The sequence below is a fragment of the Wolbachia endosymbiont (group A) of Chalcis sispes genome (assembly GCF_964026765.1).
Lineage (GTDB): Bacteria > Pseudomonadota > Alphaproteobacteria > Rickettsiales > Anaplasmataceae > Wolbachia > Wolbachia pipientis.
The window spans coordinates 1,050,280-1,076,758 of record NZ_OZ034697.1 but is presented as its reverse complement, the minus strand read 5'-3'; the positions used below and the strand labels follow the sequence as shown (position 1 = coordinate 1,076,758).

Sequence of the window (26,479 nt, the reverse complement as noted above, 5' to 3'; positions counted from 1 at the left end):
TGCTTTTCAGCAGCATGAACTATATTGAAATGGAATAAAAAGTGAAAGAGTGTAAGCTTAAGTTACTTTAGCTATACTATATAAATTATTTTATAATATATTTAATGAGTTGTGAACCTTCTCTTACTAAAAAAAGCTACAAATCTCATATTTCCAAGCGTATGCGTAAGTTGCGAATGTATCATTGATGAAAATCTTAATCTGTGTAGTGAATGCAACAAAAAAATCAATTTTCTAACTAAGCATTACTGCAATGTTTGTGGCGTAGTAATCTCAGACAATATTTATACGTGTGGTAAGTGCATCATCAATCCTCCACCGTTTAAAGTATTAAGATCAGTTTTTGCTTATGATCAACATAGTAGAAACATGATTATAAATTTCAAATTTTTTGATAATTTGAATTACGTAAAAATCTATGCAAAGTGGATACACCAAGCTAATCAGGATACATTTCAGAACGCAGAGATCATAATTCCTATACCGTTACATAAAATGCGCTTGTTTAAACGTAAATATAATCAAGCAGCACTGCTTGCAAAAGAGTTGAGTAAGTTGTCCAATTTATCCTATACGCCATTTGCAATAAAACGTCTTCGCCATACTATCCCTCAGGCTGGTCTTTCACTTAAGCAGCGTGAAAAAAATTTAAAAAAGGCTTTTAGTATAAGCAACAAAGAAATTATCGAAAATAAAATCGTGATATTAGTTGACGATGTGGTAACAACCGGAGCAACTGTAAGATCTTGCTCTCAAGAAATTTTAAACTCCAGTGCAAGAGAAGTGAGAGTGCTATCGCTTGCAAGAACGGTGAATGATTGTGAAAATCAGCATGTTAAAACGTGATTTTTAATAACCTCAACATCACTAAATTCAAAAGTTTGATTTCCTATGATTTGAAATCTTTCATGCCCCTTTCCTGCAACTAGCAGAATCATACCTTCGTTATAGGCAATATCTACTCCTTTCTCTATAGCTTCTCTTCTATCTTCTATCTCTAACGCATCAGGGCAATGTAGTAAAATACCACGACGAATTTCTGCAGGATTCTCATCACGCGGATTGTCATCTGTGATTATCACTCTGTCTGCATACATTTGTGCTATTTTACCCATTTCTGCGCGTTTTGTTTGATCGCGATTTCCACCGCATCCAAAAACTAGAACTATTTTTTTATTGAAGTGCCATTTTAAAGACAATAGGGCTTGTTTAAGCGCACTTGGAGTATGAGCGTAATCTACAAATGCAAAAGGTTTCACTTTTTCCATTCTTCCTGCTGGAAAAATGAGTTTATCCACACATATTTCTCTGTAATTCAGTCCAGACAAGGTAACTATACCCATTGCACACAACAGATTATATGCTTGAAATTGCCCCAAAACTGGAAAAAACATGTCATAAATTTCATCGCCAATTTTAATTGTAAGATGTTGACCGTTTGGTGCTGGTATTTGCTTTAACAAAGTAATATCAGAGCCTTTTTTCCCATAGGTTATAACTTTATTACCACGTTCTTCAGCTATTTTAAGCAGCGCATCATATTCACTTATGTCTGCATTTAACACTGCTGTTTCCCCTTTTGGTAATACCTCATAAAATAACTTTTTTTTAACTTCAAAATACTTATTGATATCCTTATGATAATCTAAATGGTCTTGTGAGAAGTTGGTAAAAACTGCAGCAGTGAGCCTGAGTCCATGGATTCTATATTGATCAATCCCATGACTTGATGCTTCTAACACTAAGTGCTCTACGTTTTTATTATCTATATCACGTAATGCTGCGTAAAGGTCATCTGCACCTGGAGTGGTAAGACTGTTGCTATTACCTTTTCTGCCATTATTGATGCATGTTCCAAGTGTTCCAATAGACGCAGCATTATAGCCAGCGTTTTGCCAGATCTGGCGGCAAAATTCTACTACTGAAGTCTTGCCATTTGTGCCTGTTACAGCAGCAACATATTTTGGCTGTTTGAATTGATAAAACCTGCTGACTATTTTACTGTATATTTCTTGAGGGTTTGGGTGGAAGATACAGATTCCAGCATCACGCGTTGGAATGATACCAAGGCTTGAAGCTTCTGTTATGCAATCACTTGCAATTATCGCTTTAGCTCCACAAGATAATATCTGATCTATGTAAATCCTATCCCTTTCTGACACACAAACAAAAAGATAACCTTCCTTGATTTTCTTGGGATTACATGTGACGCCTTTGATTTCAATATCAAAGTTAACATCAATAATGTTATGCAGTAATTCTCTCAGTTTCATCTGCCAGCTTTGATATTCAAACATGGCAGTCTTGCTAGTGCAGCATTTAAATCAGAGATCAAATCCTCAGAATCTTCTAGTCCACAAAATATCCGCATGAAACTTCCACCATAATCTGAATTCATTACAGATCTTGACATAGATCTACGATCTATTGGTAATATCAAACTGTCGCACCCTCCCCAAGAAGCACCAATACTAAAAATTTTCATATGATCAACCATGCAGCTTAGTTCTTCACATGAATATTCTCTATCCAGTATTATACTGAATACGCTACTTGCTCCTTTGAAGTAACTTTTCCATAATTCGTGTTGAGGATGGGAGGGAAGTGCTGGGTACAAAACTTTTTTGATTTTTAAATGTTTTTCTAGCCACTTTGCCACTTCCATTGCTGTATTTTGGTGCCTTTTTATACGTGTGTGCAGTGTTCTTAGTCCCCTATGTGCAAGGTAGCAGTCGTGCGATTGAATGGTTACTCCATAATTTTTATAGCTCTCATAAAGCAATTTAAAAGTTTCACCTTCAGCAACCATAGCTCCCATCACTAAATCTGAGTGACCGGCTAGATACTTTGTCACCGCATATAGTGCAACATCAACTCCATAATCAAGCGGCTTAAATAACAAAGGAGTGGCCCATGAATTGTCACAAACGGTCACAATTTTATGTTCCTTAGCAACTTTTACTATATGCTCTATATTCGAAATCTCAAACGTTACAGAACCAGGAGTCTCGATCATTATCAATGAAGTATTACTCTGAATTAAATCAGTTATATCCTGTGTTGGATCATAAAAAGTTACTTCTGTTCCTCTTTTTGGTAGCTCATTTTCTGCAAACCTCCTAAGCCTATAATAACTATTATCTTGAATTAAAACGTGCGAGCCTGCTTTAGCGAAAGTTAGAATAGCAAAAGTAAGTGCAAATAGTCCGGAAGGATAAATAAGCGCTTGTCCACTCCCTTCAATTTCAGCCAGTGCATTTGAAAGATAATGAACAGTAGGAGTACCAACATTACTGTAGCTATAATCCCTTGCAACACCATCATTGATTACATCGTATATACTTTCTCCATTTGCTGCATTTAAGTAGTCCTTGTAAGTAGGGAATAATATGGTAGAAGAATGATAAACTGGCGGGTTCATGGAACCTTTATAGTCATTAAATTTTCTTCCTGCTTTAACTAATATAGACTCTTCCTTCACATTTTTATTATTTATTTTTTAAATTGTACTCATCTTGCGTATACAAGTGAAGAGAAATTGCATGTATTAGCTCTATCTCACCCTTCAATAACTCATAAATCAACTTGTGTCTTTTTAGAACGCTCATTCCAATAAAGCCGTCAGATATTAATATTAATTTAATGTGCGAAGGTAATGTTGAAGATGAAGCAAAATAATGATCAGCATGCTTTGCTGATTCATCGATAATGTTGATATCAATTACATCTATCGAATCGCGTATCTTTTCTTCTATTGTTTTAATAATATCCATAATGGTTTCTTTAAGCAACAATATGCTCCTCTTGTCATCCTAGTATCAGCTACTTGGATGACAATCGCAATTACTTATTCTCTTCTTTATTATCTATGTCTTGATAATCAGAATCTACTACTTTTTCCTCTTTATCATTTGGATTTCCTTCTGATGAAAAGCCATTTTCAGCACTATTTTGTTGAGATGCTTGATACATAGCTTCTCCAAGTTTCATAGATAATTGAGAAAGATTAGTGACTTTCTGCTGTATTGAATCAGCGTCATCAATGTTATCAGATTTACTAACTTCTTTTAATTCGTTAACTGCATTTTCAATAGCAGATCTATCTTCTGGTGAAACTTTATCACCATACTCTGTCAGAGACTTTTCTGTAGAATGGACTAAGCTATCCGCTTGATTCTTCACTTCAATAAACTTTTTGCGCTTTTCATCTTCTTGCGCTTTTTCTTCAGCTTCTTTTACCATGCGATTTATTTCATCATCAGATAAACCACCTGAAGATTGAATGCGTATTTTTTGCTCTTTTCCAGTAGCTTTATCTTTTGCAGAAACGTGTGCTATTCCATTTGCATCTATATCAAATGTCACTTCAATTTGTGGCCTTCCGCGCGGAGCAGGAGGTATCCCTTCCAAACTAAACTGACCGAGTAGCTTATTATCAACTGCCAGTTTTCTTTCACCCTGATGCACCTTAATTGTAACAGCTGTTTGGTTATCTTCTGCAGTTGAAAACACCTGAGATTTTTTAGTAGGAATTGTAGTATTACGCTCAATAAGTGGAGTGAATACTCCTCCTAGAGTTTCAATACCAAGAGAAAGTGGGGTCACATCAAGTAGTAACACATCTCTTACATCACCTTGAATGATCCCCGCCTGTATTGCAGCTCCAATTGCTACAACTTCATCAGGGTTAACTCCTCTATGTGGATCTTTGCCAAAGAATTCTTTAACTTTCTCTATGACTTTTGGCATACGAGTCATGCCACCAACAAGAACCACTTCGTCAATTTGACTAGCAGATAAACCAGCATCCTCAAGAGCTTTTTTACAAGGAGCCATAGTTCTTTCGATTAAATCATTCACTAAGCTTTCAAGTTTTGCTCTCGTTAATTTCATATTTAAGTGTTTTGGACCACTTGCATCAGCTGTAATAAACGGTAGATTTATTTCCGTTTCCATTGCACTTGATAATTCAATTTTCGCTTTTTCAGCAGCTTCTTTGATTCTTTGCATAGCCATTGGATCATTTTTCAAATCAATGCCATTACTTTTCTTGAATTCATCTAGTAAATAACTCACTACTCCATTATCAAAGTCTTCACCTCCAAGATGGGTATCACCGTTTGTTGCTTTCACTTCGAAAACTCCATCACCTATTTCAAGTATTGAAACGTCAAATGTACCACCACCAAGGTCATATACTACTATTGTGTGCCCATGTTTCTTATCAAGACCATAAGCAAGTGCTGCAGCAGTCGGTTCATTTACTATTCTGAGTACATTTAATCCGGCAATTTTTCCTGCATCTTTTGTTGCTTGACGTTGAGAGTCGTTGAAGTATGCTGGCACTGTTATCACAGCATCTTTTACTTCCTCTCCAAGATAAGCTTCTGCTACCTCTTTCATGTTTTGTAGTATAAATGCACCAATTTGACTAGGAGAATATTCTTTATTATCAGTTGTTTTAACCCATGCATCACCACTTTTTGCTGCAAATACTTTGTATGGTACACTTAGATTTTTCATCTCAGGATCACTATATTGACGGCCTATTAATCTCTTAGTAGCAAAAAAGGTATTACTTGCATTGGTGGTTGCTTGCCTTTTTGCTGGAGCACCAATCAACCTTTCTCCTGAAGAAGTCAATGCAACTATAGATGGAGTAGTTCTTGCCCCTTCTTTATTTTCTATTACCTTTGTATCCTTGCCCTGCATTATTGCAACACAAGAATTTGTTGTTCCGAGATCTATGCCTATTGCTCTTCCCATAATGAGTACCCCATTGTAAATATTATCTGATATAAGAATATATAAGTATAGGGCTCATTAATTACAAGCCCAATTTAGGTTTCTAATTAGTTATTAGAACTTAAAAGGCGCGAAAGCCACTTAGTCAGCCAAAAATTGCCTCGTAGTTTATTTGAATTATCAGCTTCTTCATTGCTGCTATCCCCAATTTGGTATCCAGAGTTCTGTAATGGCTTATAACCGTTTAAATTAACATCATCTCCTTGTTTTAAAACAAATGTATTTACATCTAAACTGTTATCAATACTAACGTTCAATGTAATATTAAACTCTTTTTCGATTGTAGAAACTGTATTGCGTTTGTTATTAAAAATGTGCGCTATAACTGCACTGTGTGCTACTAAATCAAAAGACTTATTTCGATTCTTGTTAGCAATATGTTGTAAATCCCTTAGTATTGATGAAACAATTACTTCGTTTGATTTTACTCTTCCAGTACCTTTGCAGTGTAAACACTCTGTAGTATTAATTTCTTGTATGTTTGGTTTAATTCTTTGTCTTGAAAATACCATTAAACCAAAGTCATTTATGTAGCTAAATTGAACTTTAGCTTTATCATCTTTAAACGCTTGCTTTATAGCAGACTCAACAGCTCTGCAATACTGATATTTCAACATATCAATAAAATCGACTACTATTAATCCTGATAGGCCCCTAAGATTCACCTGTCTTGATATTTCAGGTACTGCTTCCATGTTGGTTCTATAAGCTGTTTCTTCTATGCTATCTTCTCCTGTCATCTTTCCTGAATTTACGTCTATTGAAACAAACGCCTCAGTTAAAGTTATTATCAAAGACCCACCAGATGGCAATTCTACTCTATTGCTATATAACTCAGAAATTTGATCTTCGATTCCGTAGTAAGTAAAGATCGGAGCATAACCTCTATACAATCTATAGCGCAACTTACTACCTTTTAGTGCATTGTTAGCATATTGCCTAACTGCCTCAAAAGCTTCCTTTCCAGACACTATAACTTCTATACCATCGCTACAAAAATCACGAACAGATCTCATAATTACATCTGCTTCATTGTAAATTAATGATGGAACGTTTACAGAGAAGGCATTTTTTTGAATGCTCTGCCATAATGAGGATAAGTAATTGTAATCCTGCTCAATTTCTTTCTTATTTTTTCCTGAACCAACAGTTCTTACTATTAAACCTGATCTTTTTGGCAAGTTTATTGAACTCAGTATCTCCTTTAACTGCTTTCTGACATTAGCATCTTCAATTCTGCGGGACACTCCACCTTTGCTCATGGAATTTGGCATGAAAACACAGTATCTACCCACTAAAGTTATGTATGTTGTAAATGAAGCTCCTTTATTGCCTCGTTCCTCTTTAGTTAGCTGGACCAATACTTTTTGATTTACTGAAATAACATCTTGTAATTTGTATTTTTTATATAAAGGTACCTCTCTTACAAAACCACTACCTGATCCGTTGACATTCTTACTAGCTGCAGAATCTGAAGAAACATTTGCTGAGGCTTCTTCTATACAATCGTCATTTGAGTAGCCCTCAAAGATAGTTTCCTTTTCTTTTTCTGGAATGTTGAAGTAATCTAGAGATATCTCGGAAAAAGACAAAAAACCTTGCTTATTTTTCCCATATTCAATAAATACGGCTTGCAAAGAAGGCTCTATACGCTTTATATAAGCAACGTATATATTACCTCTTAATTGTTTTTTTTCCTTGAATTCTTGTTCAAATTCTACAACCTTGTTATTAATTGACAAGGCAACTCTTACCTCATTAGAACAGATAGAATTTTCTATCAATAATACCCTTTTACCACTATTTGTCACTTATTTACCGTTTGCTTTTTATTCTGAAGTTAACTTTATGCTACTTAATGCACTGTTGATTGTCAAGGATTTTGCAATCTGCATTATTCGATTGACTTTTAGTATTTTGCGTAATAAACTCGCATAGAATTTATTATATCATTATAAGTATGGCGAAAAAAAATGCTTCTTTGCTCGTTAAGTTAGTCAGCACTGCAATCAAGATAACAAAAACTGGTGAAGAAAAATCAACTGGCTATTTTTATGTAAAAAAGCGTAATCCAAAAAAGCTCACCAAAAAACTGGAGTTTAGGAAGTATGACCCAGTAGTCAGAAGGCATGTGTTATTTAAAGAAGAAAAACTAAAGTAATTTTTTTATAAGGAATTTTATTATTATGCAAAATTTACAATTAAGTTATCCTATAATAGTAGAGTTGGGGGATGTGAAAGATACAAAACTGAAATTAATAAAGGTCATTGCACAATTAATAAGTAAGAAGTACACAACACAGAAAAAAGCAGCAAACGCTCTAAAGATTGATCAACCTAAAGTATCTCAAATCAATAGGTCAAAAATCGAAGGGTTCTCCTTAGAATACTTGCTTAACTTATTGATTGTATTGGGCCAAGACATAAACGTAAGAATAAAGCATAATTCTAAACCTGCATAATATGGTATCCGTTCAGCGGAGTGGCAAAATAAGGTAGACAAGATAAATCAATCTCGGTGTCAAGCACTGGGATGACAAGGTATAAACCTTATCGTCATGCCGCCGCGAACCGTCATACCGCGATTCATTCGCGGTATCTCTAGATCCCGCTAACAAGTAGCGGGATGACGGTTATCAGGCCAGCACCCCTACGATGTCATCCCAGTCTGGGATCCAGGAATTTTATTAAGTTAGTAAGCATAAAAGTAGCCGTTTTATGTTAAAATACAACGTTTTGATGATTATGAAAAAGCTGGATTCCAGACTGGAATGACACCATTTGTTGTAAACTCACTTCTTCTTGATTTGCAGAACAATAAAACAGTAAGTCAGAGGCATTTTAAAAAGAACTTATTATTCAACAAAACAAGACTTAAAATTTTGTGCAATGCTGTTAATTATAGCTAGATATGCATCTTTTCCAGGTTCTATGTCTGATCCAATAGGGTCAAGAATTACCATTTTTGCGTCATTAGAAAGGGCGTTAGGCTTTATGCTATCTTCCTGTGAATGAGCAAATATACATTTAACGTTTTCTTCCTTCATTATCTTTTTTAGCTTCATTAAACTCTTCATACCTATGTAAGAATCCTCTTCTATGGAAAGAATAGCGCTTGGATGATTTAGACCGAAATATTTTTCAAAATATTGATAAGCATCGTGAGTGACGATATATTTTTGATTTTTAAAATCATTCAGTTCTTTCATAATTTCTTTTACTTCTTGGTCTATTTTTTTTATAGCTTTTGTTGCATTAGAACTGTATCGATGGGAATTTCCTTTATCTATGTCAGACAATGTTGCACTTATAGAAAGTATCATGCTCTTTGCATTTTCGGGACTCAGCCACATGTGTAAATCTTTTTCATCTTGAATGTGAGTGATTTTTCTAGAAAATGAATGTGGCCGAGTAGGAAGTAGGTTGATTGCCTTTGACAATTGCACTAGTTCTTTATTATTTTTGGCGAAAGTTTGAACAAACGTCTCTAAGTTATCGTCAACATAAAATATAACGTCACTTGATTCTAAATTACTCGCATCAGATGGCTTTAATATATAATTATGTGCAGATGTTGCATAGCCAAGCAATTCCGGTTCTAAAATCCCTTCTGTAACAGAAGCTACAAGTGAGTGGATAGGTTTGATTGTAGCTACAACTTTTAAATTGGATGAAAAGGCAATATTATAGTATAGTGTAAGTGAAAGTAATAGAAAAAAAGCCAGTAAATGTCTCATATAAACGTTGAGAAGAAGTTAAATTTTGTCAATAAATTGAATAATGTCAATAATCGTGTTCTAAAAATAGAAAATCTTGCTCTCGCATATGATGGTAAAAGAATCCTTGACAATATCAATATGTTCATGGAAAGAGGAGACATAATTACAATACTTGGTCCAAATGGTGGAGGTAAAACCTCTTTAGTGAAAGCAATTGCTGGTATAAATAAAAATTATACTGGAAATATTGTGTTAGCTGAGAACACAAAAATTAGCTACATGCCGCAAAATTTTAGTATTAGTAATTTGATGCCAATAACAGTTGAATATTTTCTTTTAAATAGCTCCTTGAAAAGACTAAAGAAAAATCAATCCATTATTACAGAAACGATAGAGTTGGCTGGTATCGGTAACATTTTGAAAAATCAAGTGTTAGAAATTTCTGCAGGGCAAACACAATTATTACTGCTTGCACGTTGTTTAATTGCAGAGCCTGACTTGATCATTCTAGATGAACCAGTTAGTGCAATGGATATTAACGCGCGGGCTAAATTTTATGATATTATAAATAAAATAGCAAAAAAACGATTGGTATCGATTCTTATGACTTCTCATGATCTTAACTCTGCTCTACCATCCTCAGATTACATAATTTGTATAAATAATACTATCTATTGCCAAGGCAAGCCTGATGAGATTATGAAAAATAGAACCCTAAATGAAATATTTAGCAGTTACGCAGCGAAATGATTCAAAATATTTTGCGTCTTCTGCACATAACTACGGTGCTGACGCGTTACAATATATTACCTTATTTACTTCCACCATCAAAAAAATCAATAAATAAAATACAAGGCCACAAGCTAAAGTGTGCTCTTGAAAAATTAGGTCCGGTGTTCATTAAGTTTGGGCAGTCTATCTCATCACGTACTGATGTTTTAAATGAGGATATAACAAATAACTTGTTATTGATATGTGATAGATTGCCATCATTTTCACATAAAATAGCAGTTAAAACTATAGAAAGTGAGTTTAATTGTAAATTGAGCGACATTTTTTCAAGCTTTTCTGAAAAGCCAATTGCAGCAGCATCGATTTCTCAGGTGCATAGAGCGGTTACAACTGAGGGTAAGGAAGTTGCTGTGAAGGTTTTAAGGCCAAATATTGAGAAAACATTCTCAAGGGATATAAAAATGCTTTCTTGGCTTGCAGAAATTGCAGAAAAATTTAGCGAACAATCAAAAAGGCTGAGGCCAATTGAATTAGTCAAAACTTTTGCTGAAATTTGCCGATTAGAGTTAGATCTACGTTTTGAAGCTGCTCACTCTTCGGAACTAAAGGAAAACACAAAAAATGACAGAGGTTTTTACGTACCTGAAATAGATTGGAATAGAACTTCGAAAAAGGTTTTAACATTAGAATGGATAGAAGCAACGCCAATATACGAAGTTGAAAAACTGAATAATCGTAAGCAAATAGCTATCAATCTTATAGAATCGTTTTGCAATCAAGTATACAGGGATTGTTTTTTTCATGCTGATATGCATCCTGGAAATCTAATGGTTGATAGTAATAACAATATTATTGCCCTGGATTGTGGAATCATGGGTAGAATAGATCGTGAGACATGCTATTACGTTATAGAGATACTCAAAGGCTTTTTAAATCGGGATTATGATCACGTTGCAAAAATGCACTTTAGGGCTGGTTATGTTTCATCACAGCATAGAAATTTTGTCACAGCTTGCAGGGCAATAGGTGAACCCATTATTGGGCAGCCTATACAGAAGATTTCATTTGCTAGTTTACTTGCTCAGCTATTAAAAATAACTGGTGATTTTGATATGAAAGTTCAAACACAATTGTTATTGCTGCAGAAAACTATGATTTTACTGGAAGGGACATGTAGAAAGATCTACTCAGAAATCAATATGTGGAAAGTAGTTGAAGCGTGGATAAGCAGTCAACATGAAAATAAAATAGGGTATAGGGAAAAAATTAGAAGTTCTTATCCTGTAAAAACAATCCAAGGGATATTTAGCCTTATAGAAAAATTAAACCTAATAGCTGATAAAAAATTAGAAAACATCCAAATTAAAAATAAATCAAATGGAAAAGTCTATTTTTTATTGTGGTTTGTAATTATAATTCTAATCGTTAAACTTTTAATTTCTTAAACTATGGGAAAAAACTGCGTCAAATCCAATTTTTATTCAACTTAATTTTTAATCTGCAGGAGCCGAGTTGAGAATGTCCAATTTTCCACTTTCTTTATGTATCTGTTCAGCAGAGTGGCAAAATAAGGTAGACGAGAAAAGACAACTATAGGAACAAATGGGTGTCATGCCAGTGCGTGACACTGGCCTCTTGTTTCAATGTTAAACAAAATACCATAGAATTCAAAAAGACAATTCCTAGAAAATTTCTACATCCAAAAAAGGCATAAGTTATGTTAATGCTGTTTGAATGAGATGATATAAAGATAAGCCAAATTTTTACAAAGAAAACATTTCAAGCAGCAAGACACCTTTGATTGAAAGAGAGCACCAAATTTATGGGGTGAGTAACTGCGCTATTTCAACTATAGTATTTTCTAAAACGAATGATAAACGTCTAAAATGGTATTACCAACTAAAAGGTGTAAGTCTGTACATTGATGCATTAGAGGTCTGAGGCAACTTTTGATGGTGTGCCAACAATGCTCTATCGGATTTAGATCAGGTGAATATGTTGGAAGATAAAGCAAATGACAGCCAAAAGACTCTATTAATGACTTTGTTTTGGGAGTTTTATGGAATGTAGCATTATCCATAACTATGGTTGTATCACGCTGTAATTGTGGAAGTAATCTTCGCTCTAACCATACATTAAATATATCTTTATTACACCCTCCTGTGAAGGTCATTGGTGCAATAAACTTCTCATCCACCTATTATACTCACTCTTTCCCGCTTTTTTCCTGGAACATCAGCATATATTTTTTCTCCTCTTGGAGCTCGTGCATATTCTCGGTATAGTCTATTATCAACTCCTGCTTCATCTATATATAAAATGCTACAGTGGTCTATTTTTGAGACTTTATCGATAAATTGCTGCCTATCTTCTTGATTGCGCTCTTGATAGAATGTGACTTTTTTTAAAGGTTATTTTTAGCTGTCTTAATCTATACCAAATTGCACTTATCCCAAAGCCAAGGTTTTGTTTCATTTCTGCTAGTGTGTGATCTGGGTGTTTTTTGACATATTCTTTGAGTATTTCTGGATCTATTTTTCGAATAAAACCAGTACTTTTTACCGCTTTGAGACCTTGGCCAGTAGCTTTCTTTTTTAGCCATCTATATAGTGTTGCTATCCCTATCTCAAAAACCTCTGCAACTTCAACCTTTGACTTTCCTTTTTCTACCAAAGACACTGCTTTTTCCCTTAAATCTACACTATATACCATTGCTTTCCCTACTTTAAAAAAACATATTATACCTTTATCATTCGCTTTTGAAAATACTATAGTTAGCGGAATGACGGTTTTTCAAATTGTCGGTAAATCTAATTCAGTTTAGCTATAATTTCCTAAATTTGCTCACAATCTCTTGACTTGACACATATGTTTTTTTCCCAAATGTTACTATCTTCCTCCTTTTCCTTTCTCAATTTGTGCAACCATTTCCTTTACATTTGCATGCGTGAGAAGGGAATTTTTGCTGACATGAGATTTTGGATCAGATTTTGCTGTTACGTGTTTCGTTGCAGATCTTTTATTCTCTGTTAGAAATGAATGAGATTGTTTTTTCTTCACACCGATATCCGCTTGTGCTGCTGGAGTGGTTTTGCTTTCAGCAAGCTGTACATTAGCATTTCCTTTTGCTTGATTTTGCTCAAATTTTTCTTTTAATGCCTTTACTTTACTGCCCATCTCGCGATTAGCTCCTCCTTTCATAGTAGCTGCTGCTACTTTTGGTATCGCCTTACCAGCAGCTTTTTGTGCTGATTTCCTATTGTCTTGATTTTCAGATTTTAGTGGTACTCTTTCAGCTGATTTTTTAAGAATTACTCCTACTACTTTTGGCTCTGTGCTTACTTTTTGATTAGCACGGCTTAGATTTTTAGGCTTTGGCGGTACTGCAGGTTTATCTTTGATTACCACTTTCGATTCTTGTCTAACTTCTTGACCAGTAGTAAACATTTTTTTTGGCACTTGCGGTGGTTTTGGTGGTACGAGGGATTGAGGTTGTTGTTTCTGCTTACGTTCTCTTTTTGCTTCTATATGTTCTTTAGAAACTGTTGCATAAATTGGCTCTTCTTTGGGCGATTTTGAACTCTGCGAATTTTCTATTAAAATTTTACTCTTCTTCTCTTGATAATTTGATATCTCTTTGTATACAGACTCTTCATTTAATGAACTTTCATAGCCTAAATCTTCTCTCTGCTCATATAAAGGATTTTCCTTTTGCTTTTTCTCTTGATAATTTGATATGTCTTCATATTCAGACCCCTGATCTAATGAACTTTCATAGCCTGAATCCTCAGAAGGATTTTCCTTAGCATCAGGCATACTAAAACTATTAGCTCCTTTTAGTAAAGAAGATGTAGACTTTGCCTTGCTTTCTCCATCTGAGGATATTTCTGATTTAAAGCGTACCTTCCTCAAATCTGGAGCAGCCGGAGGTGCTGTTGTTGGTCGCTTTATTTGCCTCATGCGATTACCACCTAATTTTTCTTTCGGCTGTTCTTCTTTTCGCAGCTCAAAAGTACTTTCCTTTTGCTTTCTACCTTCCAAACTCACTTCGTGCGATCTATCTTTTCCTTGACTCTTTTCACTTTGTTCTAAATTTAAAGAATCTTTTAAAATATTATTTTTTCTGAAATCTTTTTCTAATTGTTCCAAGAGATCAATTTTTTTTAAAATTCTTGTATACTTAGCTGCTGTTTCTAAAGTGAAACTTGACAACTCATCATTTACAAAATTACTTATACTACTGTTCTTGGTTGGAAAATTTTTTCCCAAAATTCTATTCATTAATGTTTTAAAAAGACCTAATGGCTGTTCTACATAATTGTTCAAGTCAGTATATATAACAAACTCAGCTATACCTTTTGCCTCACCTGTAAAACCTTCTAATGCATGAGATAAATCCCTTAACGTTTTGTTATATTGTTTCTCTGCATTTCCTAGCTTTACAGCTTTGATCAGAGAATCGAGATTTTTTTTATAGTTCTCACTTTTAAATGGATTATTCATACTAATTACAGCTCATTATTTATTAAAATATAGATCTAAAATATTAAGATCTAGTAAATGTTACTTTTGTAATTCATGTAGAACTATAGCTATAATAAGTAAGATTTCCCTACGTCATACCGCCGCGGTATCTCCAGATCCCGCTAACAACTTACTATTACCCACAAATATGAGGTTCGTGAGCAAGTCGCCATCCTTCTGCTAAATCAAAGAGACGTTTATATCCTTTCCAAAGAGTAATTGGTCCTGGTTTTGGGTCATTTTTTCTTGCTAAATGACCTCCAAGTTCACGAAACGGCTTCTTTTATAGTAGGGGCTATATTTGGACATGGTTTCCTGTGTATTTTAACATATAAAACTTTCCATTCTTCCTCAGCTAATAAGGCAGTACATGGTAATGTTGGGTTAGTTCTTGCAATTGATGTAATAAAGAAAATTCTCCAAGCAATAATGCTCATGACTGTTAAATACCTCATTAATCTTTCTGCTATTCCAAGCCTACATTCTTCAACTTTGAGACCGGATTTAAAATTTTATGTAATATCTCTATTTTCCATCTAAGGCAATTGTAAGTTAAAAACGTGATATAAAAGAGATAAGAGAGAAAGATAACCCTGCTCACTAGGAATAGCGGGCGTGCGCGACCGAAAGGAAATTGGTATTACAACCGTTGGTATCAAGGTACGCTAGCCCTATCTCTCGATACGTTTGAATAGTTGCTTGGGACATATATATGCACCCGTTTACAATCTTAAATTAACTAAAACTATCGAGGTTTATTATGGTTACATCTTATCAAAATTTTATTGGCATTGACATCGGAAAATTTAAAAATGTCGTTGCAATTCACAAACAGAAGAATGCTGTCGAATTTGATAATAATGCTTCTGGTTGGCAACAATTATTTCAAGAGTTTTCAGATATTCTACCTAATGCTTTAGTGACTTTAGAAAATACAGGGAAATATGAGCTTGGCTTATCACATTTTCTTACCGACAAAAATATTGCCGTGCATCGAGCTAATACTCGTAAAGTAAAAAGCTTTATTTTATCTCACGGAACTTTAGCAAAGTCTAGATGCAAGAGCTCTTGCTCAATATGGATTTGAACGCCATAGAACTATCTCTCTATTTGTACCTACCTCTACAGAACAATCAACTTTGGCTGCACTTTGTCAACGTCGTGATGATATTACGCAAATGAGAACTCAAGAAAAATGCAAACTTGAAGCACCGGAAAATGATCATATAAAAGAAAGCTGTCAAAAGACCATTGAGTTTTTCGATAGTCAAATAAACGAACTCAATGATACTATACAAAAGATTATTGATGAAAGCCGCGAATTACAACAACGCCAAAAAATTCTTAAAACAGTTCCTGGAATAGGTAAAAAGTTATCACAAGATTTTTTGTGTTTAATGCCAGAGCTTGGTTACTTAAATAGAAAAGAAGTAGCAAGTCTTGCCAGAGTTGCACCGCATCCAAAAGAAAGTGGTAAAGCTGTTGGTTACCGAAGGATTACAGGTGGTAGAAGTAACGTTCGTTCAAAGCTCTTTACAGCCGCTATGGCTGCTACAAGGTCAAAATCTATACTTGGCGCCTTTTATTCTAAGCTTGTTGAAAGTGGTAAGAAGAAGATGGTGGCTATAACAGCCCTAATGCGTAAAATTATAGTAATTGCTAATACAAGACTTAAAGAAGCAATTAATTTGCATACTTAAAAATCTTCACAACGGTAACTGAAATTGGCTAATGAATATGTGCGTCCGCACAGACTTAAAGCACATATTCATTAGCTTAAGCAGAAATTGCTGTGGTAGCTGTTTGATATAAAATTCTATTTCTATGACAAACGGGTTTTTATTGCCCATATAATTTGCAAAATTACACAAATAAAAAAATTTTTAAAAAACATAGTTGATACCAACTAATTTTTTCAACAGCTTCATCGAAAGTATTAACTGAAAGATTCGTTAATAGCATCCATTCTAGCGGTTTTTTTTTAAGGGAAGGGGAGTTTTCTCAACAACATAAACTGCATAAAGTGGTAATTTAGGTAGTTCTTCCGTCTTATGCCTAATATTATTCTTAGAACCTGTTTAAAATCTTCGTAATAGGAGAGAAATGAAGGAAAGGACAATCATTTGCAAGCTGGTATTGAGTTTACGTTCGCAATTTTTCCATAGCCGTCTACACTTTTCTAACCAAGCAAAAGAACGCTCAACAACCCATCTCTTTGGCAATACAACAAAAGAATGTAATTCACTGCGCTTTATTACCTCAACAGTTGCACCAATAATATCTTTTATTTGGGTTGCAAAAATTTTTCCTGTGTAGCCTGCATCAACCAATATATTTTTGACTTCAGAAAGGGTATCTTTAGCATTTTCAACCATTCTTACAGCGCTACTACGATCAGTTACTTCTGCTGTTGTTACATAAATTGCATGTGGTAGACCTTGAGTATCAACTGCAATATGACGCTTTATGCCTGAAATCTTTTTACCTGCATCATAGCCCTTTTTTTCAGCAGTATCTGTGTTTTTAACACTTTGAGCATCAATTATACAGAAGCTAGTTTTCTCTTTCCGACCATTGTTGATACGGATCTCTCCAACCAATTTTTTTTAAAACTAATTCCAACAAACTTGGTTCTTCTCCATTCTTTTTATTCCACATTTGAAAATAGTAATATACGCTTTCCCACCTTGGAAAATCTTTTGGCAACATTCTCCACTGGCAACCACTTTTTAGGACGTATAACACTGTACGAAATACATCATACAAATCAAGTTTTCTTGGTCTCGTTTTCTTCCTGCTACTCTCTAGTATTGGTCTGATTTTTTCAAATTGCTCTCGACTCATATCACTTGGATAATTTTTACGCATAGATATACCTCATTCTTAATCTACCACTATTTTACCTCATCTCTCCGAGATTTTAAACAGGTTCTTAGATGGATTCATCATAAACTTTCCAAATCTAACTTCCAAACGTGCTGTTCTTTTTGGCTTATTATCTTTTACAGGAACTTCAACTTCTACCGTACCTGCACAATGAGAGGATTTAATAAATGCCCATAACTTCTGCTCACCTTTTTCAGGATATCGAGATTTTCTATTTACTGCTCTATCTCTGCATGCTCTAACTAGCACTGCCGAATTAAGACTATGTGCAAGCTCAAAAAAGTCATATATATCTGCTTCTCTATCGCATACAGTTATAGTCTCAGTTTGAGTTGGATCAATAATATTATTTGTTTTTCTTAAAGTTTCCAACCACTTTACGCTTTCTTTATCTTCAATGCGATCGCTCTTTTTTTTAAGGTTCTCAGTTTCTTCAGGTCTTGAATAAACTTTTTGATCTAGTATCCCTAGTACCAAACCTTCTATACTAACGGCAAGAGCTGTATGCATTATAATACCTTTTGCAGTATCATAACTGGACAAATTTGCTAATCCGCTTGTTTTTTTATGGTTATTATATACAATGTAACTGGTATCTTGAATGACAAGAACCCTCTTGTGAGCTTTTGTTCTCTCAACTGTTTTATCAATGTGTGAAGCTAGAATATCGACTTCTTTTACGTTCTCATTTTAAAAAAAACGATATGCTGCTTTTGCTTCTGACCAACTTTCACATGCTTGATTAATCTAACTTTCAGGTAATTTTGTCAAACATATCAGCAATCTTTACTAATCGCTCAGTTAACCTTTTATCTCCAAGTACGGCATCTCCAAATTCATTTTTAGCCCATTCACTACTTTTACTTGCCATTTTACACCCTCAATATTTGCAAACTTTAATATTGTAATATTTTACTTTTTAGTCCATTTATATTTGTGGGTAATAGTAAGGAATGACGCCGTCTTGGATGGAAACCAGTGTCAGCTACTTTCATGACACCATCATAAGGTGAAACTGGATCCCAGTGTTTGGGCACTGGGATGACAAGAAGAGAGCACTGGAATGACAGGAGAAGGGGGGCTACTACCGTCATAAAGGAACCAGTGTCAGCTACTCGGATGATACCTTTTTCTACTTAATTTGGGTTATGCAAGAAGTCTATTCGCGGTATAGATTCCGCTAACACGTAGCGGGATGACGGTTGTCGGTAAATCTAAGTCAGTTTAGCTATATGCTTTTAATTCCCCCAAAAGGAGAATGAAATATGTGAAATTCTAGTTGATATAATTTAATGAATGGTTAGTTTAAATTACTAATTTATTTAAGAGATTTTGATAATATTTAACCCACTCGCTTTTCTATTTTCCATATCACGATGTGCTTGAATTATTTCATCAAATTTATATTTTTTATTGATCCGTACAGTTAAAAGTTTTTTTCTTATCATCTCGAAGATTTCCATTGTGGTAAGCACTAATGTGAATCTATCATGCTTATAATGGTATATTGAGGTTCCAGTTGCAAATAACGAACGTGAACTAAGTAAAGAAAAACTAATAGGAGCGTTACCTGATATCTGCCCATAGGAAACGTATATGCCGAACCTGCCTAAAGATTCAAAAGAAAGCTTGCTTGTAGCGTAACCTATAGGGTCATACACTGCACCTACTCCTCTGTTTTGCGTAATCTCCATAACTTTAGAAACGAAGTCTTTATCATTGTAGTTTATTGCGTATGTGCAGCCACTTTGTAAAGCTATCTTCATTTTTTCATCAGAGCTTACAGAACCTATCACTACACCTTTTTTATCCTTTGCCCATTGGCATATTATTTGTCCTAAGCCACCATTAGCCCCATGAACTAGCACAAAAGCACCAGGCCTGATTTTATAAGATTGATTAACTAAATAGTGAGCTGTCATACCTTTAAACAGCACTGCAGCAGCAACTTCATCAGATATGTCATCTGGGATTTTTATCAGATATTTCTGGTGTATAATGCGCTTTTCACAATATGCCCCTGGAGGAGCTGTGCAATATCCAACTCTATCTCCGACCTTCAACCCATCACTGATTTTTTTACCAAGCTTTTCAATAACTCCCACTGCTTCTACCCCAAGCACTGATGGTAAATTTTTAATTTTGCGCGTACCTTTTCTGTGCTCTAAATCATAACGATTTAAGCCGATAGTTGTGTGACGCACTAAGACTTCCTCGCCTTTTGGCTCACCTATACTCTTATCTACAAATTCTAATACTTCTGGTCCCCCAGTTTTTTTTATTTGTATAGCTCTAACCATGATGAATGTAAGATAAAAACTTTGATTATGTTATCTAACAATTAATATTTTGCAAAATGTTATTTAGAGTTTATATACTACATAAGTGTATATTAATAGTTTTAAGGTATAAATTATAATGAATAGAGAAACTTGGCTTTATAGTGTTTTGTATAATGTGTTGTACAAAGTGGATGAAGATAACGATTTAGATACTAGTAATATAATAAAAAAAATAAAAGAAAGGCTAGAAAGTGGAATGCGAACTTCAAGCAAAGAAAACTATTATGAATATTTATATGCTTCTTGGGAAAAAAAAGGTTTTGATATTAATCACAAATTTGATTTGAAAGACTATGATGGCTTTCCAGTAGATAGTCTTTTTTCTATTGCTATTAATCACAAGCCTCACGCTTTACCAAATCTAGCGCAAGTTTTAATAAAAGCAGGGGCTAACGTGCAAAATGAGAAAGGATATTTACATGCCTGCGCTTTGACTCGTTCTCCAGACGTGTTAAAGGCTCTCATAGAAGCGGGGGTAAGTGATAGCCCACATGAACACTACGGTGGAAATACCGCTTTAGATTGTGTTACTGAATTATATGATGCAGAGAAGTCAATTGAATGCAAAGATTGCTGTAAGATTCTAATTAAGCATACATTAGAAAAAAATCCCAACATAGAAGTGCCAAATTCTGTAAAAAATAATAAGGAATTGGCTAAGTATTGGGATGCTTGTGAAGCAAATAATGAAGGATGGGAATTGATAACACCAAGCACTGAGACACAAGTAGTCGGTGCGCAAAAAGCAAATAAGAACTCCTGCTCAATTCAATAGATCTGTTGCCTAATCATTATTTGAATAACAACGCACTCCTTCTATAGCTAACACGTCATACCGCCGCGGAGATCCCGCTAACAAGTAGCGGGATGACGAGGTTTACCTTATCGGATTACGTCATACCGCCGCGGTATCTCAAAGCATAGATCCCGCTAACGGGTAGCGGAATGACAGTTTTTCAAATTGTCGGTAAATCTAAGTCAGTTTAGCTATAGCTCACGCTGCTTGGGTGACAATAGGAAAAAGTTTATTACTTAAGCTTAAAAAACGTGTATGATAGTGTTATTTCGCTCAAATCTTTTGTATTACTATCAAGCATTATCTCAGGATCTATATAGAAAGATACGGGCATAGCTGCTTTTTGTTTTGCTAGCAACATTTGCTCTTCAAAACAAAAGCATGCAACTTTATTGAAATACTTACCTGCTTTGAAAGGCGTAACGTTATATACTGCCATACCAAATGAAGGCTGATCAGATAGATTTTTTGCGTAATAAAACGTTAAACTTTGTTCTCCTATGTTTACATCAATGTAGTTAGTTTCTGATTTAAACTCCCAAGGTAGATCGGACATTATATCAGCATTGAAATGGACCCTGATCTTTTGGTTAGTTATATTTGTTGTTGTGTTAGTTACTTTTCTTATTGTACCACCATACCCAGTAGCTTTACAAAAAATGCTATATAGAGGCACCGATGCATATGCAAGACATAACATCAATACAACTAGAGATATTAGAAAGAAAACTATAGAATTCTTACTGCCTTTCCTTAAAAAGGAAAACATCTAATCCCTATTGTTGAACAAGTTAAGTAACCTGAGTAGATTGAGAAATATATTAATAAAGTCAAAATAAAGATTAGTTGCACCGAGTATTGCCAATTTAGTAGTAGCAACTTCTGATCCGTCATTATGTTTATAATAAACGTCCTTGATTCTTTGAGCATCATACGCAGTCATTAAGGTAAATACTATTACTGATATAAACGATATTGCAAAGTAGAGAGGACTACTTCCAAGGAATAAATTTACTATAGACGCAATGATTAACCCCCAGATTCCCATAATCAAGAAAGAGCCCATACTTGTAAGATCTCTTTTTGTAGTATTACCATATAAAGCCATAGAGCCAAACATGATTGATGTAATGAAAAACGCCCTTGCTATATTTTCTGCAGTATAAACTATAAAAATATAAGATAAGGAAAGCCCCATTAACACTGAGAACGAGAAAAATATAGTAACGGCAGACTGAGCACTTAGGTGTTGAATTCTATAAGACATGTAGAACACCAATGCAACTGGAGATAACATTACCACAAGCGATAGGACGGGATTAGAATAAATCACCTGAAAAAGACCAGAAAATACCGTTAGAAACGCAACAAGCCCTGTAACGCCTAAAGCTAAAGCCATGTAGTTATATACTTTAGTTAGGTAACTTCTGAGCCCAGCGCTATAATAAACGCCCTGAGAGCGGATATCCTGTTCATTTCTCATGTAAGACATAATATAACTCCTTTTATCCATTACTTAACACATTATAATATAAAACCATATTTTTATCAAGTGTTTTTATTATAAACAGCTATGCGCTGGCATTTGTTTTAATATAAATAGAATATAGGCCTATTGCTGCTGCATTTGAGACATTTAAGCTGTCAATTACGTTTGACATTGGGATTTTTAAAAGATAATCACAGTTTTCTTTAACTAGTCTTCGTACCCCTTTCTCTTCAGAACCAAAAATAATTACTCTTTTTTTCTCAAAACTCTTTATTTCATCTATATTTTCTTTAGTATTGCAATCAAACCCATAACACCAGTAACCGACCTTTTTTAAATACTGCATAGTTTTTACTATATTTGTAACGTATATTAGTGGGACAATATCCAATGCTCCACTTGCTGCTTTTGCAATAGATGCATTTTCACTTGGTGAATGGTTATGTGGTAAAACCAATGCGTTGACATTAAAACAAGCTGAAGTTCTTAAAATTGATCCAATATTGTGCGTGTCAGTGACTTGATCTAAAATGACTATAGTAGAGCTGTCGTTTGAGCTTTCAGCTACTTCTTCGATGCTTAAGTTATGAAGAATAGGGGCAACATTTAAAGCAATTCCTTGATGGTTAGCACCTTTAGATAAAACGTCATTAAGTATTTTGTTTTCTACTAATCGAACTTTAATGCCCTTACTATTTGCACATTGCTTAATTTCTTTTTCGTGTTCTCTATAGAAATTTTCTGTTACTAACAGTTCTATACACCGCCTATTTTTATTCTTCAGTGCTGACATGCAGGTGTGCTTTCCATACAGCCAAAAATTCTCATTAGTTTTTGACGATTTCATCGTATTATCGAAAATCTGGTTTTTATAGAATAAGCAACATTTTACTATGTTTGAATATTGTTGTAAAATTATACAATTCGATTAATGCGTTTATGTCGGACGATGAGTTGGATTGGCAAAAAAATGTTAAGCCAATAAAATGTGGAAAAGTTACTTTGAAAGTTGATCATAAAGTAAATATAAAGTCTATGGTTGATAAAGGTACCTCCGACTTACAAGGGAATTTTCTTAATACCAATAATGGTAACTCATCATTTTGTCTTGACTACAACACAAAATCAAAGATTGATAGGGGTAAATATTTTATAAGCGACAAGCTCGATTTGCATGGCTATAATATAGAGGATGCTTACTGTAAATTGATAGATTTTATTATCAAAAATTATCGAGCAGGGAATAGATGTTTATTGGTAATTACGGGATACGGCAGTGCAACAAATAAAACAGACACTATAAAGAATAACTTAAATAAGTGGTTAAATGATACTAAAATCCAGCATATGGTTCTATACTACCAGCAAGCTACGAAAAAACATGGTGGTAAAGGAGCTTTTTATGTTTTATTAAGAAGGCTTAGGTCCTATTAGCTGCTTAAGTTTCCTTTTAAGCCTTAATTTTTCTTGTATAACCATACAGTGTTCGGCAGCGCGTGACGCACAACTGTGCGAACATTGTGATTTGGGTCTACCAGGAAGGATGTCTCCCAGTACCTCTTTTCCCGTCATCCCGCTACGTGTTAGCGGGATCTCATTTCACTTTATGAGGGTGTCATCCGAGTAGCCCCTTTCTCGTCATCCCGCTACGTGTTAGCGGGATCTCATTTCACTTTATGAGGGTGTCATCCGAATAGCTTGACTACTTGGATCCAGATTGGATACTGAGTTGGTGAGTATAAAAGTATAGCTTCTACGTCATACCGCCGCGGTATCTCAGCCGCTAACAAGTAGCGGGGTGACGAGTTACTATAACGCTGCGAACCGTCATACCGCGATTTATTCCATAGCTGTACGAACATTCATTTTTGAAGGTAAACTGCACAGCAAATGGTGTCATTCCAGTGCTTGACACTGGAATCCAGCCGGCTTTGTTGCATCGCTAGCTATGATGGATTAAAGATAAAAAAGGTGGAGAATATCAGTAGCTTATTATTCTGGTATTTATAACAAGAACGGTCAGTGAATACCTAAATTTGAGTAAAAGAAATTTCACTACCATTTACCAATCCGGCTAAAATTCAAGAATTTCAATGCTTTAGCTATTTTCAATAGAATTAAATTTATTAATATAAATAACAAATTACTATTCTTAAATTTGATCAGATTGATTGCAAAAAAACAAGATTTTCAATAGGTTGCTTATAATCCTAACTATAGTTAGCCTTTCATAAGTAGCGATGCAACAAAGCCATTCCAGCGTCACGCGCTGCCATGTGGTATACAAATTTCCTTCGAATTACAACGTACGTGCGCTCTATATGCACTTGATTGACAAATGCTCTCTTATCAAAATCTCAAGAATCTGCACTATATTTAATGCTGCGCCTTTGCGCAGGTTGTCAGCCACTATCCACATATTTAATCCGTGCTCAACAGTATTGTCTCTTCTAATACGCGATACATATACAGCATTCTCCTGTACAACATCAATTTGAGTTATGTATTCACTATCTTCACGCCTGTTGTACACTAAAACTCCACTATCTTCGGCTTCACTTAGCACTTCACGAGCTTGTTCTTCAGTGATATGTTGATCAAATTCCACATTTACTGCCATAGCGTGACCGATAAAGACGGGTACCCTTACACAAGTTGCAGTAACTTTTATATCTTCCTCTAAAATTTTTTTTGTCTCCTCTTGCATTTTCCATTCCTCTTCTGTAGAGCCATTTTCCATGAATTCTCCTACATGGGGAATGCAATTGAATGCTATTTGCTTAGAGAATATCTTGGGTTTTTTAGCTTCGTTCATAAAGATTTTTTTTGTCTGGTCATAGAGCTCATCCATTGCTGCTTTGCCTGCACCAGAAGTTGATTGATAAGTTGAAGCAACGATTCTCTTTATTTTTGCTTTTTGGTGTAATAGATGTAGTACTAGCAGCATCTGTATTGTAGTACAGTTTGGATTGGATATTATGTTGTGGTTTTTATATTCCATAATTTTTTCTTTATTAATCTCTGGAATAATGAGTGGCACACCCTCTTTCATTCTAAAATGGGAACTGTTATCTATCACGATGCATCCAGCCTGTGTTGCAATTGGTACATACTCTTCAGAAACATGAGATCCAGCACAGAAAATGGCTACATTAGTTCCAACGAAGTCATAATCCTCAAGGCATAAAACTGTTAACTCTTTGTCACCAAAGCTCACCTTCTTCCCTTCTGATTTTTTCGATGCAAGTGCAATAACGCAATCTATCGCCTCATCTTGAAATTCAGCAAGCGTGCTTAATACCTCACGCCCTACTCTTCCGGTTGCTCCAATAACAGCAATTTTGTATCTCATATAGATGAACCTCTAATTTTAAAGTTCTATTATATTTTTACTGACAAAATTTACAATTGTTTTAATATTTTTACCTTGCAATTAATTGTAATTTAGCTATTATTATGCAATATTAGTAATATTACATAATGAAATGAAAGATGAGTAAGGAATACGATGAAACTAAGGTTAAACCTGCAATGTCTACACCTCAAGGGCCTGAAGGAACCAATGGATCAAAGGCCCAAAGTGTTCTTTCGAATAAAAGAAAGCCTACAATAAATTTTGATGATAAAAAGTATGGTGTAAAAACCTCTAAAATAGACCAACAGTCTCTAAACAAAAGACAAGAATCTTCAAAGCTAAGAGATCTCTTAAGGTCAATACCAATAATAAGGAGATTTTTAGCAAGGATTTTCACACCTGAAAAAATAGAAATCATCAGTAACCCTATATATGACAACATGGAAGCATATAAAAAATCGCAGGAAGATTACCCTAGTAAGATAAAAGATGAAACTAGTATAGATGATGAACACACAAAAGAAGTAGATAGTAAACTTGAGAAGGGTAATGTTGAACAAGTGGACAACAAGAAAAGTCGTAGTTCATAAATATCAATCATTTAAAAATTATCTCTAGTTATAACATTGTATCTGTTCAGATGCATGGCTCATGTACAAATATTGAAACAAAAATTCCAGTGCTCCTTTCTCGTCATCCCAGTGCGTGACACTTGTATCTTTATGATGTGAGGCATTAGAGCTAAAATACCTCACAGGGAGGGTGAAGCTGATGCGACACTAATGCCATTAAGCCAGATTTTGCTTCCCTCCCATAGAGTTAAAGACTGAA

22 protein-coding genes and 5 pseudogenes are annotated in these 26,479 nt (G+C 34.8%); 9 read left to right on the top strand and 18 right to left on the bottom strand.

What is annotated here, in order from left to right:
- Positions 1-111 precede the first annotated feature (111 nt).
- Positions 112-846: a ComF family protein gene (locus AAGD72_RS05440; protein ID WP_341814744.1), complete on the top strand. Its 735-nt coding sequence runs from the start codon at positions 112-114 to the stop codon at positions 844-846.
- On the opposite strand, the gene AAGD72_RS05435 is transcribed toward AAGD72_RS05440, so the two are convergent.
- The 5 genes and pseudogenes from AAGD72_RS05435 to AAGD72_RS05415 form a co-directional block, all read right to left on the bottom strand.
- Entirely contained in the window at positions 828-2,273 is a 1,446-nt protein-coding gene (locus tag AAGD72_RS05435) for a UDP-N-acetylmuramoyl-L-alanyl-D-glutamate--2,6-diaminopimelate ligase (RefSeq protein WP_341814743.1), read from the bottom strand. The genes AAGD72_RS05440 and AAGD72_RS05435 overlap by 19 nt on opposite strands.
- Positions 2,248-3,481: pseudogene (gene metC / locus AAGD72_RS05430) on the bottom strand (cystathionine beta-lyase). The gene AAGD72_RS05435 and the pseudogene metC overlap by 26 nt, the downstream one beginning before the upstream one ends.
- 7 nt (positions 3,482-3,488) lie before the next feature.
- On the bottom strand, positions 3,489-3,773 hold the full coding sequence (locus AAGD72_RS05425) for a BolA family protein (RefSeq protein ID WP_077188332.1): 285 nt from the start codon (positions 3,771-3,773) through the stop codon (positions 3,489-3,491).
- 70 nt (positions 3,774-3,843) lie between these two features.
- A complete protein-coding gene (gene dnaK, locus AAGD72_RS05420) occupies positions 3,844-5,766 on the bottom strand; it encodes a molecular chaperone DnaK (RefSeq protein ID WP_341814742.1) in 1,923 nt (640 codons plus the stop codon).
- An 86-nt stretch (positions 5,767-5,852) separates the two neighbouring features.
- Complete coding sequence (locus AAGD72_RS05415; RefSeq protein WP_095742804.1) at positions 5,853-7,616, bottom strand: ribonuclease E/G; 1,764 nt, start codon at positions 7,614-7,616, stop codon at positions 5,853-5,855.
- A 149-nt stretch (positions 7,617-7,765) separates the two neighbouring features.
- Here AAGD72_RS05415 and rpmG point away from each other — a divergent pair, with 149 nt between their 5' ends.
- Together rpmG and AAGD72_RS05405 are read left to right on the top strand one after the other, a co-directional pair.
- The gene (rpmG, locus tag AAGD72_RS05410) at positions 7,766-7,966 is read left to right on the top strand and encodes a 50S ribosomal protein L33 (protein ID WP_010082633.1); all 201 of its coding nucleotides are present in this window, start codon (positions 7,766-7,768) and stop codon (positions 7,964-7,966) included.
- 25 nt (positions 7,967-7,991) lie between these two features.
- On the top strand, positions 7,992-8,267 hold the full coding sequence (locus tag AAGD72_RS05405; protein ID WP_010082632.1) for a helix-turn-helix domain-containing protein: 276 nt from the start codon (positions 7,992-7,994) through the stop codon (positions 8,265-8,267).
- A 393-nt stretch (positions 8,268-8,660) separates the two neighbouring features.
- On the opposite strand, the gene AAGD72_RS05400 is transcribed toward AAGD72_RS05405, so the two are convergent.
- The gene (locus AAGD72_RS05400; RefSeq protein WP_341814741.1) at positions 8,661-9,542 is read right to left on the bottom strand and encodes a zinc ABC transporter substrate-binding protein; all 882 of its coding nucleotides are present in this window, start codon (positions 9,540-9,542) and stop codon (positions 8,661-8,663) included.
- Between AAGD72_RS05400 and AAGD72_RS05395 the strand changes: the two genes are divergently transcribed.
- Positions 9,534-10,274: a metal ABC transporter ATP-binding protein gene (locus AAGD72_RS05395; RefSeq protein ID WP_038199232.1), complete on the top strand. Its 741-nt coding sequence runs from the start codon at positions 9,534-9,536 to the stop codon at positions 10,272-10,274. The two genes, AAGD72_RS05400 and AAGD72_RS05395, sit on opposite strands and share 9 nt — an antisense overlap.
- On the top strand, positions 10,271-11,701 hold the full coding sequence (gene ubiB, locus AAGD72_RS05390; protein WP_070356945.1) for a 2-polyprenylphenol 6-hydroxylase: 1,431 nt from the start codon (positions 10,271-10,273) through the stop codon (positions 11,699-11,701). Before AAGD72_RS05395 ends, ubiB begins: the two co-directional genes overlap by 4 nt.
- A 416-nt stretch (positions 11,702-12,117) precedes the next feature.
- On the opposite strand, the gene AAGD72_RS06445 is transcribed toward ubiB, so the two are convergent.
- The 4 genes and pseudogenes from AAGD72_RS06445 to AAGD72_RS05375 form a co-directional block, all read right to left on the bottom strand.
- A complete protein-coding gene (locus AAGD72_RS06445) occupies positions 12,118-12,429 on the bottom strand; it encodes a transposase (protein WP_022626381.1) in 312 nt (103 codons plus the stop codon).
- A 191-nt stretch (positions 12,430-12,620) separates the two neighbouring features.
- Positions 12,621-12,968, bottom strand: coding sequence for an IS630 transposase-related protein (locus AAGD72_RS05385; RefSeq protein WP_022626382.1), 348 nt, complete (start codon positions 12,966-12,968; stop codon positions 12,621-12,623).
- A gap of 177 nt (positions 12,969-13,145) precedes the next feature.
- Positions 13,146-14,759, bottom strand: a complete 1,614-nt coding sequence (locus AAGD72_RS05380; RefSeq protein WP_264707260.1) for a hypothetical protein — start codon at positions 14,757-14,759, stop codon at positions 13,146-13,148.
- A gap of 157 nt (positions 14,760-14,916) precedes the next feature.
- Positions 14,917-15,324, bottom strand: a pseudogene (locus AAGD72_RS05375) (IS4 family transposase); the annotation flags it as partial.
- Positions 15,325-15,540: 216 nt separating this feature from the next.
- Here AAGD72_RS05375 and AAGD72_RS05370 point away from each other — a divergent pair.
- Positions 15,541-16,480 (top strand): annotated as a pseudogene (locus tag AAGD72_RS05370) (IS110 family transposase).
- A gap of 193 nt (positions 16,481-16,673) precedes the next feature.
- Here AAGD72_RS05370 and AAGD72_RS05365 read toward each other — a convergent pair.
- The 4 genes and pseudogenes from AAGD72_RS05365 to AAGD72_RS05350 all read right to left on the bottom strand — a co-directional run.
- Positions 16,674-16,852: pseudogene (locus tag AAGD72_RS05365) on the bottom strand (IS4 family transposase); the annotation flags it as partial.
- A 6-nt stretch (positions 16,853-16,858) separates the two neighbouring features.
- Positions 16,859-17,648 (bottom strand): IS5 family transposase gene (locus AAGD72_RS05360; RefSeq protein WP_341814566.1). Its coding sequence is split into 2 segments (ribosomal slippage): positions 16,859-17,386 and positions 17,388-17,648, totalling 789 coding nucleotides; the frame shifts between segments, so codons are not numbered across the junction.
- Positions 17,649-17,708: 60 nt separating this feature from the next.
- Positions 17,709-18,537 (bottom strand): annotated as a pseudogene (locus AAGD72_RS05355) (IS4 family transposase); the annotation flags it as partial.
- A 451-nt stretch (positions 18,538-18,988) separates the two neighbouring features.
- On the bottom strand, positions 18,989-19,966 hold the full coding sequence (locus tag AAGD72_RS05350; protein ID WP_341814740.1) for a quinone oxidoreductase: 978 nt from the start codon (positions 19,964-19,966) through the stop codon (positions 18,989-18,991).
- Between the two features lie 118 nt (positions 19,967-20,084).
- On the opposite strand from AAGD72_RS05350, the gene AAGD72_RS05345 reads away from it, so the two are divergent.
- The gene (locus tag AAGD72_RS05345; protein ID WP_341814739.1) at positions 20,085-20,783 is read left to right on the top strand and encodes an ankyrin repeat domain-containing protein; all 699 of its coding nucleotides are present in this window, start codon (positions 20,085-20,087) and stop codon (positions 20,781-20,783) included.
- Positions 20,784-21,036: 253 nt separating this feature from the next.
- On the opposite strand, the gene AAGD72_RS05340 is transcribed toward AAGD72_RS05345, so the two are convergent.
- The 3 genes from AAGD72_RS05340 to rlmB form a co-directional block, all read right to left on the bottom strand.
- Positions 21,037-21,573, bottom strand: a complete 537-nt coding sequence (locus AAGD72_RS05340; RefSeq protein WP_341814738.1) for a cytochrome c oxidase assembly protein — start codon at positions 21,571-21,573, stop codon at positions 21,037-21,039.
- Complete coding sequence (locus AAGD72_RS05335; protein ID WP_151807787.1) at positions 21,574-22,296, bottom strand: Bax inhibitor-1/YccA family protein; 723 nt, start codon at positions 22,294-22,296, stop codon at positions 21,574-21,576.
- 79 nt (positions 22,297-22,375) lie between these two features.
- On the bottom strand, positions 22,376-23,140 hold the full coding sequence (rlmB, locus tag AAGD72_RS05330) for a 23S rRNA (guanosine(2251)-2'-O)-methyltransferase RlmB (protein WP_341814737.1): 765 nt from the start codon (positions 23,138-23,140) through the stop codon (positions 22,376-22,378).
- A gap of 92 nt (positions 23,141-23,232) precedes the next feature.
- On the opposite strand from rlmB, the gene AAGD72_RS05325 reads away from it, so the two are divergent.
- A complete protein-coding gene (locus AAGD72_RS05325; protein WP_341815141.1) occupies positions 23,233-23,727 on the top strand; it encodes a Smr/MutS family protein in 495 nt (164 codons plus the stop codon).
- 883 nt (positions 23,728-24,610) lie between these two features.
- Here AAGD72_RS05325 and AAGD72_RS05320 read toward each other — a convergent pair.
- Positions 24,611-25,645, bottom strand: a complete 1,035-nt coding sequence (locus AAGD72_RS05320; RefSeq protein WP_010962945.1) for an aspartate-semialdehyde dehydrogenase — start codon at positions 25,643-25,645, stop codon at positions 24,611-24,613.
- A 140-nt stretch (positions 25,646-25,785) separates the two neighbouring features.
- Between AAGD72_RS05320 and AAGD72_RS05315 the strand changes: the two genes are divergently transcribed.
- A complete protein-coding gene (locus AAGD72_RS05315) occupies positions 25,786-26,238 on the top strand; it encodes a hypothetical protein (RefSeq protein ID WP_015589289.1) in 453 nt (150 codons plus the stop codon).
- Positions 26,239-26,479: the final 241 nt, after the last annotated feature.

Coding starts and splice junctions, on each gene's coding strand:
- AAGD72_RS05435 (WP_341814743.1), bottom strand. CDS start 2,273: ATGAAACTGAGAGAATTACTGCATAACATTATTGATGTTAACTTTGAT.
- AAGD72_RS05425 (WP_077188332.1), bottom strand. CDS start 3,773: ATGGATATTATTAAAACAATAGAAGAAAAGATACGCGATTCGATAGAT.
- dnaK (WP_341814742.1), bottom strand. CDS start 5,766: ATGGGAAGAGCAATAGGCATAGATCTCGGAACAACAAATTCTTGTGTT.
- rpmG (WP_010082633.1), top strand. CDS start 7,766: ATGGCGAAAAAAAATGCTTCTTTGCTCGTTAAGTTAGTCAGCACTGCA.
- AAGD72_RS05405 (WP_010082632.1), top strand. CDS start 7,992: ATGCAAAATTTACAATTAAGTTATCCTATAATAGTAGAGTTGGGGGAT.
- AAGD72_RS05395 (WP_038199232.1), top strand. CDS start 9,534: ATGTCTCATATAAACGTTGAGAAGAAGTTAAATTTTGTCAATAAATTG.
- AAGD72_RS05400 (WP_341814741.1), bottom strand. CDS start 9,542: ATGAGACATTTACTGGCTTTTTTTCTATTACTTTCACTTACACTATAC.
- ubiB (WP_070356945.1), top strand. CDS start 10,271: ATGATTCAAAATATTTTGCGTCTTCTGCACATAACTACGGTGCTGACG.
- AAGD72_RS06445 (WP_022626381.1), bottom strand. CDS start 12,429: ATGACCTTCACAGGAGGGTGTAATAAAGATATATTTAATGTATGGTTA.
- AAGD72_RS05385 (WP_022626382.1), bottom strand. CDS start 12,968: ATGGTATATAGTGTAGATTTAAGGGAAAAAGCAGTGTCTTTGGTAGAA.
- AAGD72_RS05380 (WP_264707260.1), bottom strand. CDS start 14,759: ATGAATAATCCATTTAAAAGTGAGAACTATAAAAAAAATCTCGATTCT.
- AAGD72_RS05350 (WP_341814740.1), bottom strand. CDS start 19,966: ATGGTTAGAGCTATACAAATAAAAAAAACTGGGGGACCAGAAGTATTA.
- AAGD72_RS05345 (WP_341814739.1), top strand. CDS start 20,085: ATGAATAGAGAAACTTGGCTTTATAGTGTTTTGTATAATGTGTTGTAC.
- AAGD72_RS05340 (WP_341814738.1), bottom strand. CDS start 21,573: ATGTTTTCCTTTTTAAGGAAAGGCAGTAAGAATTCTATAGTTTTCTTT.
- AAGD72_RS05335 (WP_151807787.1), bottom strand. CDS start 22,296: ATGTCTTACATGAGAAATGAACAGGATATCCGCTCTCAGGGCGTTTAT.
- rlmB (WP_341814737.1), bottom strand. CDS start 23,140: ATGAAATCGTCAAAAACTAATGAGAATTTTTGGCTGTATGGAAAGCAC.
- AAGD72_RS05325 (WP_341815141.1), top strand. CDS start 23,233: ATGTCGGACGATGAGTTGGATTGGCAAAAAAATGTTAAGCCAATAAAA.
- AAGD72_RS05320 (WP_010962945.1), bottom strand. CDS start 25,645: ATGAGATACAAAATTGCTGTTATTGGAGCAACCGGAAGAGTAGGGCGT.
- AAGD72_RS05315 (WP_015589289.1), top strand. CDS start 25,786: ATGAGTAAGGAATACGATGAAACTAAGGTTAAACCTGCAATGTCTACA.